At 63.4% G+C, this 15,669-nt stretch carries 15 protein-coding genes; 6 read left to right on the top strand and 9 right to left on the bottom strand.

The window, feature by feature from the left end:
- Positions 1–123 precede the first annotated feature (123 nt).
- Genes AC2ETI_RS27545 through AC2ETI_RS27535 form a run of 3 tightly spaced genes read left to right on the top strand, consistent with a single transcriptional unit; the run spans position 124 to position 2,670 of the window.
- Positions 124–1,311 carry a CaiB/BaiF CoA transferase family protein gene (locus AC2ETI_RS27545; RefSeq protein WP_483634681.1) on the top strand — a complete coding sequence of 396 codons (1,188 nt, stop codon included), beginning with the start codon at positions 124–126 and terminating at the stop codon, positions 1,309–1,311.
- Positions 1,312–1,354: 43 nt separating this feature from the next.
- Positions 1,355–2,014 carry a TetR/AcrR family transcriptional regulator gene (locus AC2ETI_RS27540; protein WP_483634680.1) on the top strand — a complete coding sequence of 220 codons (660 nt, stop codon included), beginning with the start codon at positions 1,355–1,357 and terminating at the stop codon, positions 2,012–2,014.
- Positions 2,011–2,670 (top strand): enoyl-CoA hydratase-related protein, encoded by a 660-nt coding sequence (locus tag AC2ETI_RS27535; RefSeq protein ID WP_020971410.1) that lies wholly within the window; start codon positions 2,011–2,013, stop codon positions 2,668–2,670. Before AC2ETI_RS27540 ends, AC2ETI_RS27535 begins: the two co-directional genes overlap by 4 nt.
- On the opposite strand, the gene AC2ETI_RS27530 is transcribed toward AC2ETI_RS27535, so the two are convergent.
- A complete protein-coding gene (locus AC2ETI_RS27530) occupies positions 2,638–3,183 on the bottom strand; it encodes an ATP-binding protein (RefSeq protein ID WP_230091044.1) in 546 nt (181 codons plus the stop codon). The two genes, AC2ETI_RS27535 and AC2ETI_RS27530, sit on opposite strands and share 33 nt — an antisense overlap.
- 97 nt (positions 3,184–3,280) lie before the next feature.
- On the opposite strand from AC2ETI_RS27530, the gene AC2ETI_RS27525 reads away from it, so the two are divergent.
- On the top strand, positions 3,281–4,012 hold the full coding sequence (locus AC2ETI_RS27525) for an oxygen-binding di-iron domain-containing protein (RefSeq protein WP_020909757.1): 732 nt from the start codon (positions 3,281–3,283) through the stop codon (positions 4,010–4,012).
- On the opposite strand, the gene AC2ETI_RS27520 is transcribed toward AC2ETI_RS27525, so the two are convergent.
- Both AC2ETI_RS27520 and AC2ETI_RS27515 read right to left on the bottom strand, forming a co-directional pair.
- Positions 4,004–5,395, bottom strand: a complete 1,392-nt coding sequence (locus AC2ETI_RS27520) for an amidase (RefSeq protein WP_483634679.1) — start codon at positions 5,393–5,395, stop codon at positions 4,004–4,006. The genes AC2ETI_RS27525 and AC2ETI_RS27520 overlap by 9 nt on opposite strands.
- A gap of 150 nt (positions 5,396–5,545) precedes the next feature.
- Complete coding sequence (locus AC2ETI_RS27515; protein ID WP_007735219.1) at positions 5,546–5,857, bottom strand: ArsR/SmtB family transcription factor; 312 nt, start codon at positions 5,855–5,857, stop codon at positions 5,546–5,548.
- A 91-nt stretch (positions 5,858–5,948) separates the two neighbouring features.
- On the opposite strand from AC2ETI_RS27515, the gene AC2ETI_RS27510 reads away from it, so the two are divergent.
- Together AC2ETI_RS27510 and AC2ETI_RS27505 are read left to right on the top strand one after the other, a co-directional pair.
- Entirely contained in the window at positions 5,949–7,007 is a 1,059-nt protein-coding gene (locus AC2ETI_RS27510; RefSeq protein WP_019746109.1) for an SDR family oxidoreductase, read from the top strand.
- Between the two features lie 142 nt (positions 7,008–7,149).
- Positions 7,150–8,448, top strand: a complete 1,299-nt coding sequence (locus tag AC2ETI_RS27505) for a T3SS (YopN, CesT) and YbjN peptide-binding chaperone 1 (protein ID WP_414210198.1) — start codon at positions 7,150–7,152, stop codon at positions 8,446–8,448.
- 24 nt (positions 8,449–8,472) lie between these two features.
- On the opposite strand, the gene AC2ETI_RS27500 is transcribed toward AC2ETI_RS27505, so the two are convergent.
- The 6 genes from AC2ETI_RS27500 to AC2ETI_RS27475 all read right to left on the bottom strand — a co-directional run bounded on the left by AC2ETI_RS27500 (position 8,473) and on the right by AC2ETI_RS27475 (position 15,572).
- Positions 8,473–10,662 carry a transglycosylase domain-containing protein gene (locus AC2ETI_RS27500; protein ID WP_041815441.1) on the bottom strand — a complete coding sequence of 730 codons (2,190 nt, stop codon included), beginning with the start codon at positions 10,660–10,662 and terminating at the stop codon, positions 8,473–8,475.
- A 112-nt stretch (positions 10,663–10,774) separates the two neighbouring features.
- The gene (locus tag AC2ETI_RS27495) at positions 10,775–10,984 is read right to left on the bottom strand and encodes a hypothetical protein (RefSeq protein ID WP_019746112.1); all 210 of its coding nucleotides are present in this window, start codon (positions 10,982–10,984) and stop codon (positions 10,775–10,777) included.
- A gap of 25 nt (positions 10,985–11,009) precedes the next feature.
- Positions 11,010–11,846, bottom strand: coding sequence for a carbohydrate ABC transporter permease (locus AC2ETI_RS27490; RefSeq protein ID WP_019746113.1), 837 nt, complete (start codon positions 11,844–11,846; stop codon positions 11,010–11,012).
- Complete coding sequence (locus AC2ETI_RS27485; protein ID WP_078377577.1) at positions 11,843–13,018, bottom strand: carbohydrate ABC transporter permease; 1,176 nt, start codon at positions 13,016–13,018, stop codon at positions 11,843–11,845. The genes AC2ETI_RS27490 and AC2ETI_RS27485 overlap by 4 nt, the downstream gene beginning before the upstream one ends.
- Before the next feature lie 20 nt (positions 13,019–13,038).
- Positions 13,039–14,328 carry an ABC transporter substrate-binding protein gene (locus AC2ETI_RS27480; RefSeq protein ID WP_003946022.1) on the bottom strand — a complete coding sequence of 430 codons (1,290 nt, stop codon included), beginning with the start codon at positions 14,326–14,328 and terminating at the stop codon, positions 13,039–13,041.
- Positions 14,329–14,498: 170 nt separating this feature from the next.
- Positions 14,499–15,572, bottom strand: a complete 1,074-nt coding sequence (locus AC2ETI_RS27475) for an ABC transporter ATP-binding protein (protein WP_019746115.1) — start codon at positions 15,570–15,572, stop codon at positions 14,499–14,501.
- Between the last annotated feature and the right edge of the window lie 97 nt (positions 15,573–15,669).

Below are 15,669 nucleotides of genomic sequence, written 5' to 3'. Positions count from 1 at the left end.
AGCCGAAAGCAGGCCTGACCTTCATTCTTCCCCTCTCCGACGATCACTGCAGCGGTAATTCACGCAGATGGTGCGACGGATCGAGTGGGCGACGTTGCACACCACAGAACCGAGGTTTCTCCCATGGACCAATTGCTCAGCGGTATCAAAGTTCTCGACCTCACCCGCGCTCTCGCGGGCCCTCTGTGCACGTCGCTGCTCTCGGACTTCGGCGCCGACGTGGTCAAGGTCGAAACCCGTGGCTCCGGCGACAGTTCGCGTCAGTGGCCGCCGTTCGACGGCGATCGAAGCCTCTACTTCGCTTCCGTGAACCGCGGCAAGAGGTCGATCGCCATCGACATGCGCAGTGACCGCGGGCGGAAACTGCTTCGCAGCCTGGCCCTCGACGCGGATGTGCTGGTCGAGAACTTCCGTCCGGGAGTGCTGGCCGACATGGGGCTCGATCCCGATTCGCTCGAGCAGGAGAATCCGGGTCTCGTCGTGATGAGCATCAGTGGTTTCGGCCCGGTGGGCCCGGACCAGTTCGCGCCCGGACTCGATCAGGTGGCCCAGGGCATGTCCGGGTTGATGTCGGTCACCGGCGCCGGGGAACAGACCCCGATGCGGGTCGGTATCCCCATCATCGACACGGTCTCGGGCATCTACGCGGCGCTGGGTATCACGGCGGCGTTGGCTTCGCGCGGACGCGACGGTCGTGGGCACCGCGTGCAGACCTCGTTGCTGGAATCCGCGATCTCGATCATGACCTTCCAGGCGCAGGACTACCTGAGCACCGGGCGGGTGTCGACGCCGAACGGCAATACGCACCCGACGATCACGCCGTACGGCGCTTTCGACACTGCCGACTTCCCGATCAACATTGCCACCGGCTCGGACAAGCACTGGATCGCGCTGTGCTCGGTTATCGGCGACCCCGATCTCGCCTTCCGTGCCGAATATGCCACGGGTAAAGAACGTTTGGCGCACCGAGACCAACTGACCAAAGAACTCGAGGACCTACTGACCACGAAGGGCGCGGCACAGTGGATCGCCGAGATCCGCGGTGCCGGAATCCCCTGCGGCCCGATTCATTCGATCGATCAGGTGTTCTCCGACCCGCAGGTCGAGGCATTGCAGATGGTCGAGCAGACCCAGAGCGCCGACGGAACATCGATTCCCGTTGTCCGCGGACCGTTCTGGGTGGACGGCAAGACCCTTCCCGTCAGGAATGCGCCACCCATGACTCTCGGCGGTGACGTCGACGGCGTACTCACCGACTTCGGCCTGCGCCCGGAGGAGATCGAGGATCTTCGCGCAAATTCGGTGATCTGACCGCACACTAGTAACAGAGCAGACGCTCTGTTACTGTGCGTTCATGCCTCGGCCACGCGTCCACGATCTCGACACGCTGCTCGACGCTGCCGAAAAACTTGCCGCCACTGCCGGGCCGAGCGCTGTCACGGTCAGGGCGGTCTCCGACGCCACCGGTGTATCCAACGGGGCGATCTATCACGCATTCGGCTCTCGCAGTGGACTGGTCGGTAGCGCGTGGCTGCGTGCCGCGCAACGATTTCTCGCGCTTCAGCAATCGAGAGTGGACGACGCTCTCGCGGACCCCGCGCCGACCTCCGCGGTTTCCGCCGTCGTCGCAGCCGCCGAAGTTCCGGCCGTCTTCGCGCTCGACTACCCACAATCCGCGTTGCTGCTGCTGACGATTCAGCGCGACGAACTGCTCGGCACCGACGTCGCTGCCGACATCGCCGAGAAACTCACACAACTCGACCGGTCTCTGGTCGACTTGTTCATCCGGTTGTCGACCGCGCTCTGGGGCCGCAAGGACGGCCGAGCCGTCGAAGCAATCGAAGCCTGTGTTGTCGGCCTGCCTACCGGGCTGCTCATTCATCCCGCCAAACGCGCCGACGGTTGGCGAGTCCCCGACGCCGCAGCACGCGCGCGGTTGGATGCCGCCGTTCGAGCGGTTCTGCATCTCGACCCACCACTGCCCAAGCCCCGCAACAGGAAAGGCCAATCATGACCGCAACTCTGCGCTTCGAAGACAAGATCGCCGTTCTCGATCTCGGCGAGGACGAGAATCGATTCTCGCCGGATTGGCTCGATTCCGTCGACAAGCTACTCGACCAGGCTTTAAGCGAAGGCGCACATGCCCTGGTCACCACGGCGACGGGCAAGTTCTACTCCAACGGACTCGACCTCGACTGGCTGGGCGCGAACGGCGACAAGGCGAAGTGGTATGTGCAGCAAGTCCAGTCGCTGTTCGCCCGGATGCTGACGTTCCCCATGCCCACCGTCGCGGCGATCAACGGCCACGCCTTCGGAGCCGGCGCCATGCTCGGCATCGCGCACGATTACCGCGTCATGCGCGATGATCGCGGCTACTACTGCTTCCCGGAGGTGGACATCAACATCCCCTTCACCGAAGGAATGGCAGCTCTCATCCAGGCCAAGCTCAGCCCGGCGTCGGCAATCGTCGCCATGACCACGGGGCGGCGATACGGCGGAAGTGACGCATTTGCAGCCGGTTTGGTGGACTTCACAGCTTCCGTCGATGCTTTGACCGCGAAGGCCATCGAAATGGTTGCGCCGATCGGCCCGAAGAATGCGGGCACACTTGGGGCAATCAAATCGACGATGTTCGCTTCAGTGGTCACCGCTCTGAACACCGACGGCTAAGAGCGCTGGACTGCGTTCTCGCAGAGCCGCTTCCAGATCATCGGCAACACTTTCGGGATCGCGGCCTTCTGTGCTCAGAACCACGTCGACCCCACTGAGCGTCGGCATCGAACCGGCCAGCAGTTGTGACGCTTCCACCAGATCGTCCAGCCCGGCCCAGCCGGCCGGTTCACGTTCGACGATTCTGGCGAGCAACGTATCCGGATCGGCCTCGAGGCGCGCCAGCAGGTACCCCTCGGCGCCGGTCGCGGCCAGCAAGGCATGCCCGTAGTCGTCGTCTTCGACGGTCGCCGTGAGGAACAGGAGTTCGTACCCCGCTTCCCGGTACGACGCGCACAACATCCCGACGTGTGCGATTGCCCGCTCGGTTCCCAGCGGCGGGTAGCACCGCTCGAGTTCGTCCACCTCGATCATCGCGTTGCTCACCCCGGCCTCGCCGAGTCGATCGTGAAGCGCGGTCAGCACGGAACTCTTCCCCGCGCCCGGCGGGCCTGTCAGCAGTAGTACGAACACGTCCTCCACTATTCCAGAGCCTTGTGCAGGCGCGGGGCGGCGAGAAGGCTGGAGAAGACAGATTGACGTGCACAACAGCCCTGATCGGAGCACAGCGATGACCACCACGATCACCGAAATCGCGCCGGACATCTACCGACTGTCGACCTTCGTGGACGAAGCGAACCTCACGATGAACCAGTTTCTCGTCGACGGCGAGGAACCTTTGCTCTTCCACACCGGGCAGCGAGCGTTGTTCACCTCAGCTTCCGACGCACTCTCCACGCTGATCGACATCGACCGTCTGAAATGGATCACGTTCGGTCACGTCGAGGCCGACGAGTGCGGGTCCATGAACTCCTGGCTTGCGGCGGCCCCCGAAGCACAAGTGGCGCACGGCGCGATGGGGTGCTTCGTTCAGGTCAACGATCTGGCCGATCGGGCGCCACTTCCCTTGCAGGACGGCGACGTACTCGAAACCGGCAGGCGCCGCGTTCGGCACATCGACACCCCGCACGTCCCGCACGGTTGGGACGCGGGCCTGATGTTCGAGGAGACGACGTCCACGCTGTTCTGCGGAGATCTCTTCACTGCGTTCGGGCACCACCCCGCGACTACCGAGCACGAAATCGTCGGTCCCGCTTTGGAAGCCGAGGACTTGGGCCACGCCACCTGCCTCACCCCGGATCTCGAACCCACGATCCGCGCCCTGGCCGACCTCGAGCCGCGGATTCTGGCTACCATGCATGCACCGACGTACTACGGCGACTGCGTCACCACGCTTCACGACCTGGCCGACTCGTACGCAACACGTTTCGCAGCCGAAACCGAAAGATGGAAGTCAGACTAGAGCTTGCGCATTCGACGTGATTCGCGCCGCCACGGACAGCGCAACATGCTCGTGGAACGGTCGCGCCACCACCTGCACTCCGATCGGTAAACCGTCGCGGGAGAGTCCTACCGGAACCACGACCGACGGAAGGCCGAGCACACTGATCGCCCGGCAACTCGCGAGCGCGTCCATCCACGTGAGTTTGCGACCGCCCACCTCGAAGCTCTCCACACCGAGCGGCGGAGCGAGCACCGACGCAACCGGCAGAATCAGGACGTCGCCCACCTCGCCGAGGAAGTCGGTGATCAACACCGCGCGATCCGCCCACAGCGCTTCCACCTCGGCGGAACTCCGATCATGGCCTGCCGCAAGCATGGCGGCGATGTCCGCGTCGAAAGAGTGCACTGAACCTGCTGCGAGAGAGTGGATGTCCGCGTGAGTCTCGACCGATCGCAACGCGCCGAACAGTACGTTAGCCCGCGGCAGAGCCAGACCGTCGTACTCGCTCGCATCCAGACTGTTCGCCGCCGAGCGAACCGCCGCCAGGATTTCTTCGTCGACAGGCATGGTCCCTTCGCCGGGTGCCCAGCGGATGTCGAGGTGTTCGACGTCGACCGACTCCGGCTCGGTCCACGAGAAATGCGGCTTCGACAGGACGCGCAGCGCAAGCGTCGCATCACCGAGGTTGCGGGCCAGTGGGCCGATGGTCTGGATCGTGCCGTGCATCGTCGCAGGATTGGCGAGTACCCGTCCATCCGAAAGCACGCCGGGGTATTGCCCTTCCGGGTCGATACGGCCGAGCGTCGGGCGAACCGAAATGAGGCCGGTGCAGTGGGCGGGCCAACGCACCGAGCCACCAAAATCCGTACCGAGTCCGAGCACGCTCATTCCGGCAGCGACCGACGCGGACTCGCCGCCACTCGATCCGCCGGGGGACCGGACGACGCCGTCCGGTCGCACCGGGCTGGCCGTGGTTCCGAACAATTCGTTGCGCGTCAGGCCGCACGCGCCGAATTCCGGCGTGTTGGTCTTGCCGATCAGGATTGCGTCGGCAGCCTTGAACGCTGCAACGGCCGGGGCGTCGACGGCCGGTATGTTGTCCGCCAGAGTGCGAGAACCGGCGGTGGTACGCACGCCGGCAGTAGCGATCAAGTCCTTGACCGTGAACGGAACCCCGGCAAGGGGACCGAGTGTCTCGCCGAGAAGGCGACGTTCATCCAGGTTGTCTGCGGCCGCACGCGCGTCCTCGGCGCACACGGTGACCAGTGCGTTGAGTTCGCCGTTGCGTTCGTCGATCCGTGCGAGATGTTCTTCGACGACGGTCCGCGCCGACGCCTGACCCGACCGCACGGCTTCGGCGATGGATCGGGCATCACGGCCCACCCAGCTCTCACGACTCATCGCACGCCTCTCCTCGCCGGACTCCTCTGCCGAGCGTAAGGACAGCGAGCAACCCGAGAAACGACCACAATGCACATACCGACGGCTCCGGCGATGTGAGGTTTTGCCACAACGTCCGCGGTTCCGGAGGGATCGGTCAGGTGCTGGTACCTACAAGCCCTGCCTGATGAATGCAGCAAGCTTCTCGATCTGTTGCTCGTTTCGTTTGTAATGCCTCCACTGGCCGATTCGTGTGGTGGTGACCAGATCCGCAGCCTGGAGTGCGGCCATGTACTGAGACGCAGTCGATTGCGACACCTTCGCCCTCGCTTGTATGTGCTTGAGGCACACTCCGACCTCCTCGGCAGGCTCGAGCTGAGGGGGAAAGCTCCCGGGGTCTTTCAACCACTGCAGGATTTGTACACGCATCGGGTTGGCCAGCGCCTTGAACGCCGTTTCCCACTCGGTTGTTGCGTCTTCCATGCTCGAGATCATACCGCTAGATCGCGAAATGCCGATATATATGGTTCACTCCCTATATCGCAACATCGCGATATTCCAATGGGAGGCTGAAATGGTGCATCACAATAAAGTCGCACTCGTGGTCGGAGCCCGAGGTGTGATCGGTGGGAACTTGATCGATCACCTCGAATCAACCGGCGAATGGAAGATCATCGGACTCTCGCGCCGAGGCGGCACGAACACCGACCGGGTCGAACACATCGCAGTCGACCTGCTCGATCCTTCCCGGACTGCAGCGGCACTGAGCGGACTGGACGACGTCACCCACGTCTTCTACGCCGCCTATCAAGACCGCCCGACATGGGCCGAGCTGGTTCCGCCCAACTTGGCGATGCTGGTCAACACTCTCGACGCCATCGAACCCGTTGCCGGCGGACTCGAGCACGTCAGCCTGATGCAGGGCTACAAGGTTTACGGGGCACATCTCGGACCGTTCAAAACTCCGGCCCGCGAGAGCGATCCACCGCACATGCCACCCGAGTTCAACGTCGACCAACAGCAGTTCCTCGAACGCAGGCAGCTCGGCAAGTCGTGGACGTGGTCGGCGATCAGACCCTCGGTCGTCTCCGGATTCGCGTTGGGCAACCCGATGAACCTCGCGATGGTCATCGCCGTCTACGCGACCATCTCGAAGAAACTGGGTGTCCCACTCCGATTCCCCGGCAAGCCCGGCGCGTACACCAGCTTGATCGAGATGACCGACGCCGGACTCCTGGCCGAAGCAACGGTCTGGGCCGCGACCAATCCCGAGTGCGCAAATCAGGCGTTCAACATCAACAACGGCGACCTGTTTCGCTGGCAGGAAATGTGGCCGAAGATCGCAGCCTTCTTCGACATGGACGTCGCACCTCCGCTCCCGATGTCCCTCGATGTCGCAATGGCGGACAAGGAGTCGGTGTGGGATGAACTCGTCGAGGAACACCAACTTGCTCGGACCCCGTATTCCGATGTCTCGTCCTGGGGGTTCGGTGACTTCGTATTCGGATGGGACTACGACTTTTTCGCTGACGGATCGAAAGCTCGGCGGTTCGGATTTCACCGCCACGTCGACACCGAAGCGATGTTCCTCGACATCTTCGCCAATCTGCAGGCTCGGAAGATAATCCCCTGACTACGAACATCGTCACTTCGGATCCTACGAACGCTGTCACTGTCGGACCCCGGGACTACCGTCGTAGGCGGGGTTTGAAAAGCAGGGGTTTCGGCGAGTCGTCGGTAGGGCCCCATGCGCCCCCCGGACCAGAGGAGCGACGATGTCGGACAATACTTTCGATCTGGAAATCCTGAGTGCCTGGACTACTTTCGAGACTCATCTCGCTCGCTACATCTCCGTGATGGAGGACGACGACACTCTCGTGGTGGAGTCGCATTACGACAGCATGGACGAACTGGCAGACGCACCCGCGTGCATCCAGTTCTTCGCGTGGAACCAGACCTCCGTGCGCTGTGAAGTCCCTTCCAACAGGTTTCTGCATCCACTGCGGATGCTCGAACCGGAAGACCATTCAGCGCTGCTCGACATGGGGTTCAGCGCTCCCGATCTGTGCGAGCACGAGCCCGAGGGCAACGGGTCCATGTCCTTCTACATCGACGTCGACCGCGCTCGTCCCGAGGAACTGGTGACAAAGGTGCTCCGCGTCTTCCGCGAGATGTGGAGCATTGCGCACCCGTCGTTCCTGCGTGCCAGCACCAGTGGACGCGAGTCGACGCCGGCGTTCGCCACGACGCCGTCGCACGCTCCCTCGGGTTCGGGTGACATGCTGCGGATCCTGGTCGACGGAGCCGTCGAACGCCTTCTCGGTCATCCGCCCAAACGTGACGACGACGGCGACATCCCGCTGGTCCGCGGTGAGCAGGTCACCTATGTTCGTGTCCTCGAGGACGACGAGTACGTGGAGGTGTTCTCGCGGGTCGTGCATTCGGTGGAGAACGTCGATAACGCTGCTGTTGTTCTCGCCCAGCTCAATCGGCAGTGGCCGACCATCAAACTCATTCTCGTCGAGCAGAGTGTGCTGGGCGTGGTCCGCGTAGACGGCGCACCCTTCGTCGCCGAGCACCTCCTGCGGGCTCTGCGCTCGTTCGCCGAATTGGCCGAAGCATCGGACGAACTCGCCGAAGAACTGGGCGGGCAACCCATTCGCGCTACCGGAGACACCGCCTTCAACGACGGGATGGCCTCCGAGCACGAAGATCCCGGTGCCGAATACGAATCACACGAGTGCCACGAATTTCCTCCGGCGCTCATGGCGCTCCTCGAACTCGACGCGGACGGAACGGGCGAGCTCAGCGCCGAAGAGGTTGCCGTGATCTGTGAGCACGACCGCGACACCATTCTCGACTACCTGAGGATCAGCCAGGAGCAGGAGACGGCCTGGCACGAGGCGTTGACCGAGTCCATCCGGCGCAAGGACGACGACACCGACCTGTGTGCGGGCGAGAAGCGCGCGTGGACGCACGCGATCCGCAACCTCAGGCGCGGACTGCGCGTCGTCGTGCTTCCCGCCAAGGATGCAGCGCCGACCCAGCTCGGCCTCTTCGACGATCAGGCCTGAGAGCCGGAAATCGAGCGCTACGGCTCAGCCCGGTAGCGGGATGACGATGCCAGGCAAGATCTCGATCTGACGCGGCAACTGGGGAAGCTGCGGCACTTCGATCGGCGGCAGGCCGGGCACCTCGATGGGTGCTGGGGGAGCGGCCGCGCCCGTCGTGGGCGTGCCCGTCCCGTCACCCGAGGTCACACCGGAGTTGGCGGGAACGCCGGCCTGCCCGCCGATGGGGTCGGGCCACGGGAAGCTCTCCCAGTCGGATCCCTTCAGGGCGCCGTCCATCGTGCTCTTCCAAATGTCCGCAGGCACTCCGGAGCCGTAGATCAAGCCGCCGTAGGAGTTGGTGATGGCCTGAGCGTCGGAAGTTCCGATCCACACCGCGGTGGACAGCGACGGCGTGTAACCGACCATCCACGCATCCTTGTTCTGCCCCGTGTCACCCAACTGCGCGGTGCCGGTCTTGGCAGCAGACGGGCGTCCACCGGCGAGCGCGTGACCGTTCGAGTACGACGCGATCGGCAGCATTGCCTGCGTGATGTTGTCGGCAACGGCAGCATCGAGACGACGCTCACCGGGAGAGACCGGGCGATCGAGCAGGACTTCACCTTCGGCCGTCACGACCTTCTGGATGAAGTGCGGCTGCTGGTACACACCGGAGTTGGCGAGCGTCGCGTACGCGGATGCCATGTCGATAACACGAGACTGATACTGGCCGAGCACGATTCCGTTCTCCGGCGGGCCACCCTCCTGTGTGAGCGTCGGGTAGTCGAGTCCGGGAATCTGTTCGGGGATGCCGGCCAGATGGGCGGCGTCGGCGATCTTCTGGGCACCGTTCTCCATCGAGAGCATCAACCGGTAGAAGCTGGTGTTCAGCGAACGCTTGAGTGCCTCGGCGATGGTGCATCGACCACAGGATTCGCCGCCGACGTTTCCGATGGTCACACCGTTGATCGTGAGCGGTGAACTGTCGAACCGTGCGGACAGCGGAATGTCTTCCATCAATGCTGCGACCAGGCCGAAGACCTTGAACGCTGAACCGGTCTGCAGCGGCGCCTGGGCGTAGTCGAATCCCGCTCCGTCGTCACCGCCGTAATAGGCGTCGACGCCACCGGTCTTGGGGTCGATGGACACTACTGCGGTCCGCAGGTCTTCCGGTTCACCGTCGAGATTCCGCTTGACGGCGCCCAGCGCAGCTTCCTGCGCAACCGGGTCGATGGTTGTCGTGATTTGCAGACCAGCGGTGTTCAGCGTCTGGTCGCTGATACCGGCCTCGGCCAGTTCCTTGAGTACCTGAGTCTTGATGTGGCCTTCGGGTCCGGGCGCCTGGTTCAGATCGGTCGGCCGATTGGCGGGGGCGACAGCCGGGAACTGCATCGCGTCGCGATCCGTCTTGGTCAGGCTGCCCAGTTCCACCATGCCGTTGAGAACGTAGTCCCAGCGCGCTTGCAGCGCGGACAGATTGGTCTCGGGGTCCAGGAACGACGGGCTCTGGATGACGGAAGCGAGAACTGCGCCTTCCTCGACGCTCAGCTCACTGACCGGCTTGTCGAAGTACGCGTTCGACGCGGCGGCGATGCCGTAGGCACCGCGACCGAAGTAGATGGTGTTGAGATACGCGGCAAGAATGTCGTCCTTGGACCATTCGCGCGCCATCTTGGCGGAGATGACAAGCTCACGCAGCTTCCTGTCGATACTGCGCTTGTCACCGACCAAGACGTTCTTCACGTATTGCTGAGTGATCGTCGAGCCACCGCCGGCGCTTTCCTTGCCCATCACGTTGTCTCGGGCAGCGCGAGCAAATCCGGAGATCGAGAAGCCGGGGTTGGTGTAGAAGTTGCGATCCTCCGCCGAGAGCACCGAATCGCGGACGTGAATCGGGATGGCCGACAACGCGACCTCGGTGCGGTTTCCCTCCGCCGGCACCACCTTGCCGAGCACGGTCGTGCCGTCGGCCATGTAGATGGTGGACACCTGATTGGTCTGCATGTCCGAGGGGCGCGGGACATCGGTCCGGCTGTACGCGACAGCAAAAACCGACGCAGGCACGATGATCATCAGGAGCACGAGAACGTAGATGGTCCGCCGGACGTACCGCCACTTGGAGCGCTGCTTCTTCTCCGGCTTGGCCGACTTGCTCGACCGTGGGGAATTAGCCGACTTGCCCGATCGAGCCGACGACTGATCGCCACCCGTCGCACTCGATCTGTTCGATGGACTCACTCAACACTCCCGGTCGTGGATCCGGACTTACCGGCACCATTCCACCAGGGTGATATCTCGATCAGATAACTCCCGGCAACTGCGATACCGAAATGTCACCCTACCGGGCTGGCTACTCGCGACGTTCTGCTCGGACCGCGTTCCGATATCCGCGGAACGCCAGCCCGAGAGCGACGACGCAACCGAGCAGCACCAAAGACGGCATCACGCCGGGGTCGCCCTTGACGATCGCGACCACAGCGCCGATCAACGCCATGAGGGCGAAGACCGAGATGAAGCCGGCGATCAGCTCCATGCGCTGGGCGCGCGAAGCCCGCCTCATCGATACCGCGCGCCCGAAGCCCGCATCACGACTTGACGCCGCCTGCGGTCAGACCGGCGATGATGCGTCGCTGGAAGATGAGAACCATGATGACCAGCGGGATCATCACAAGGGTTCCGCCGGCCATGATCGAGGTGTACGGCGTGACGAATGGGTCGGTTCCGGAGAATTTGGCCATCGCCACCGTGACGGGCGCGGTTTTGTCACTAGAGAGTTGCAGCGAGAGCAGGTACTCGTTGACCGTTGCGATGAAAGCCAAAATCGCGGTGGTGAACAGGGCCGGCGCGGCGAGCGGCAGCATGATCAGACGGAAGGCCTGGCCACGGGTGGCGCCGTCGATACGCGCCGCTTCTTCGAGCTCCCACGGAAGTTCGGAGAAGAACGACGTCAGCGTGTAGACCGTCAGCGGCAGCACGAACGAGATGTTCGGGATGATCAGCGCTTTGTAGCTGCCGATCCAGCCGATGTCGGTGAACAACTGGAACAGCGGGGTCACGAGGGCGACGACCGGAAACATGGACGCGCCGAGGATGATTCCGGTGACGAAGTATTTGCCACGAAAATCGAATCGCGAGAGCGCGTACGCCGTGAACACGCCGATGACCAAGGCGATCAGCGTGGTCGCACCCGCGATGATGAGGCTGTTCATCAGTGCCCGGGTGAAGTTCACCTTCGCGTCGGGATCGAGCGCCGCGGTGAAGTTCGACAGCGTGAGATTGGTGGGCCACAGCGACGTCGAGAACGTGTCAGCCGGGTCGCGCAACGCCGTCACGATCATCCAGTAGCAGGGAGCGAGTCCCCACACGATGATCAGTACGACGCCGATGTAGGTGCCGATCTTGCCGCGTAGTGCCTTGTTCATACCGGCTCCCCCTTCCGCTGCTTTTCCTGCGTGCTGACCGCATTGGCTCCGAGGAATCGGACCAGGATGAAGGCCACAGCGAAGATGATGAGGAACGTGATGGTGGACAGGGCCGACGCCGAATTGGCGCCGACGCGCATCTGATCGACCACCAGAACCGAGATGGTGGAGGTGGCGGGATTGGATCCCATCATGATCGCGGGCAGGTCGTACATGCGCAGCGCGTCCATCGTGCGGAAGAGCACCGCCACCATGAGTGCGGGCTTGACCAGCGGAAGCGTGATCATGCGGAACCGCTGCCACGCCGTCGCACCGTCGACCTTGGCGGCCTCGTAGACGTCGGCGGGAATCATCTGCAGACCCGCGAGAATCAGCAACGCCATGAACGGCGCGGTCTTCCAGACGTCGGCGACGACGATCGCGAATCGTGCCGGCCAGGGATCCGCCGTCCACAGGATGTTGGTGCCGAGGATCTTGTTGGCAATGCCGTCGTTGGCGAAGATGAAGAACCAGAGCTTCGCGGTGACGGCGGTGGGGATGGCCCAGGGAATCAGCACGGAAGCGCGGAGCAAACCGCGGCCGCGGAACGTCTTGGCCATGATCAGCGCCATCGACAGACCGATCACCGTCTCGAGCAGAACGGTGACGACGGTGAAGCCGAACGTATTTCCGATCGACTGCCAGAACTGCGATCCGAGCGTGCCGGGCGGGCATGGAATCGAGCCGTTGGCGGTGTTGCAGGACTCGGTGATCCAGTTTTTGTAGTTCTCGAACCACGTGAACTGACCGGTGACGAACATGCCGGTCTCGGGGTCGAGCTTCTTGCCGTCGCTGTGCATCGACATCCAGATCGCTCGTCCGAGCGGATACAGAATGATGACGGCGAGAACGATCAGCGACGGTGCGACGAACGCCCACACCGGAACTCGTCGACGCTTCTTCGGCTTGTCGGCCGACGCAGGCGGGGGCGAGGTCGGTGGGGGTGGAGTAGCTGCAAGGTCAGGCAGAACCTTGGTCAGGGATGTCCCTGCTGCCTCGGATGCCGACGGCTCTTCTAGCGGTTCCGGTGCACGGTGTCTCCCACCAACGCCCGAACGGTCGGGACCGGTTGAACCGGCCCCGACCGTGGGGTTGGTAGGCACAGCCGCGGAAGGATCCTGCGGTTCTGCCATTGCTTATTGCTCCTGGTAGATCAGTTACCGGCGGTTTCGATGCCGGCCTTGGTGTCCGCCAAAGCCTGCTCGACGGTCTTCTCGCCGCGAATAGCAGCGTAGGTGTTGTCGGAGATCGACTTCGACACCTGCGTGTAGTACGGCGTGACGGGGCGCGGCTGAGCGGTAGCGAGTGCTTCCTTCAGGGTCGCGAAGTACGGGAACTGGGCGAGCACTGCCGGGTCGTCGTAGACAGCCGAGAGGACGGGTGCGCCGCCGACCTCGGTGAAGTACGTCTGCGACTTCTTGGTCTGCATGAACTCGAGGAAGTCACGAGCCGTTGCCGGCGCGTCGGAGTACGCGCTGATGCCGACGTTGTAGCCGCCGACGGTCGAAGCGCCCGGTCCGTCGACACCCGGAAGAACGGTGTAGCCGTACTTGCCGGCAACCGAGGTCTTCTCACCGTCGACCGAGAAGCCGGACCACGTGCGCATGAAGAGTGCCTTGCCGTCACCGAACGCGGTCTGCGACTCGCCCTCGGAGTAGGTCAGTGCTTCCTGCGGGATGGTGTTGTCGGCGAAGTTGTCGACGATCGACTGAACGCCTGCCTTCGTCTTGTCGTCGATGGCCGGGGTGAGTCCGTCCGGGCCGACCCACGGGCCGTCGAAAGCGTTGGTGATCTCGGTGGTGTTGACCGTCAGGCCCTCGTAGTTCTTGAACTGACCGATGTAGCAGGAGATGCCGGCTTCGACAGCCTTCGGGCAGTTTTCCTTGAGCTCGGCCCACGTGGTGGGAGCCTTCTCGACGAGGTCCTTGCGGTAGTACAGGAACGCGGCGTTGGTGTTCTTCGGCGCTGCGTAGAGCTTGCCGTTGTAGGTGCCCGAAGCGACGGTCGACGGCAGGAGGCCGGACTCGTCGATCGCGAGGTCACCCTCGAGCGGCAGCAGCCAGCCGTTTGCGGCGAACTGAGCGGTGTTGACGACGTCGACGCCGATGAGGTCGTACTCGTCGCTCTTGGCCTGCATGCGCTGGGTGATGTCGTCGACCTGCGCGTTGGCTTCCTTGGCCAGCGGCTTGAGCGTGACCTTCTCGTCCGGATGCTCCGCATTCCAGTCGGTGATGATGTTTTCGAGCGCCTCGTTCAGGGCATCCTGCCCCTCGACGATCGTGATGGGTCCGCGGCCTTCGCTCGAGGACGATCCCCCGGATGCGGCCGTGGTGCTGGTTCCGCTGTCCTTGTCCGAATCGGACGAGCAGCCTGCCAGTACCAGCATGGACGCTGCCGTGGCTGCAATTGCAGCGCGGCGCATCGCCTTCGAGTTCAGAACCATGGATTCGCTCCCCGTATGTGTATGACAAATAGACGGTCACCGAGAGCCGGCTCACGGCATGCGCCATGGGTGCCGGCTCCCGGCATCGGCCCCTACTGTGGCACGAGACACCCCTACTTGTGGGTATTACGCCGAACCTGAATCGGTCATGTGTCGTTTGACAGGTCCGCCTAACCCAGGCGACGCCCGTCGGTGGTGGCAAAAATGTGCACCTTCTCAGGGTCGACGCGCAGGTTGACTCGCTCGCCCTTCTGCGGCGGGTTGCGCCAGTCACCACGCGAAACGATCTGCTGCAACCGCCCGCCGATCGTGGTGCGTCCGTAGACGTAGGCGTCGGAACCGAGTTCCTCGACGACGTCGACCTCCATCGGCAGGCCTTCGGCGGCGATCTCGAGGTGCTCGGGGCGAATACCCAGAACAACCTCGGTTTCGACGACACCGTTCATCGTCTCGCGCGGAACCGGAACGATCCCGTCACCGAATGCGACGCCGCCGTCGACGACGGGGAGGGTGAACAGGTTCATCGCGGGTGAACCCATGAAGCCGGCGACGAAGACGTTCTTCGGCTTGTTGTAGAGCTCGCGCGGCGAGGCGCACTGCTGCAGGATTCCCTTTTCGAGGACGGCGACGCGGTCACCCATCGTCATGGCCTCGACCTGGTCGTGGGTCACGTAGACCATCGTCGTCGCGAGGCGTCGTTGCAGCTGAGCGATCTGCGTACGCGTCTGCACACGGAGTTTCGCGTCGAGGTTCGAGAGGGGCTCGTCCATGAGGAAGACCTGCGGCTGGCGGACGATGGCGCGGCCCATCGCAACTCGCTGACGCTGACCACCGGACAGCGCCTTGGGCTTGCGGTCGAGGTACGGCTCGAGATCGAGCATCTTCGCGACCTCTTCGACGCGGGCGCGGATCTCCGTCTTGTTGGTTCCGGAGAGCTTGAGCGCAAAACCCATGTTCTCGGCCACCGACATGTGCGGGTACAGCGCGTAGTTCTGGAAGACCATCGCGATGTCGCGCTCTTTCGGTTCCTGACCGGTGACGTCGCGGTCGCCGATGAGGATGCGCCCGCTGTGGACGTCTTCGAGCCCGGCGAGCATGCGCAGGGTGGTCGACTTTCCGCAGCCGGATGGTCCGACGAGGACGAGGAACTCGCCGTCCTCGATCTCGAGGTCGAGCTTGTCCACTGCCGGGGTGTTCGATCCGGGGAACAGGCAGGTGGTGCTCTCGAAAGTCACTGAAGCCATGACGGGGTTGATCCCTTCTACCGGCAGGAACGTGCCGGACGATCCAAGTTGAGGGTGAGCGTGTGCGCTAGCAGCATAAACGTCCGTGTCGGCGCGC

The sequence above is a fragment of the Rhodococcus sp. MurmanLake-1 genome (genome assembly GCF_056945715.1).
The sequence above is the reverse complement of the archived record's forward strand: the minus strand, read 5'-3'. Positions and strand labels throughout refer to the sequence as shown.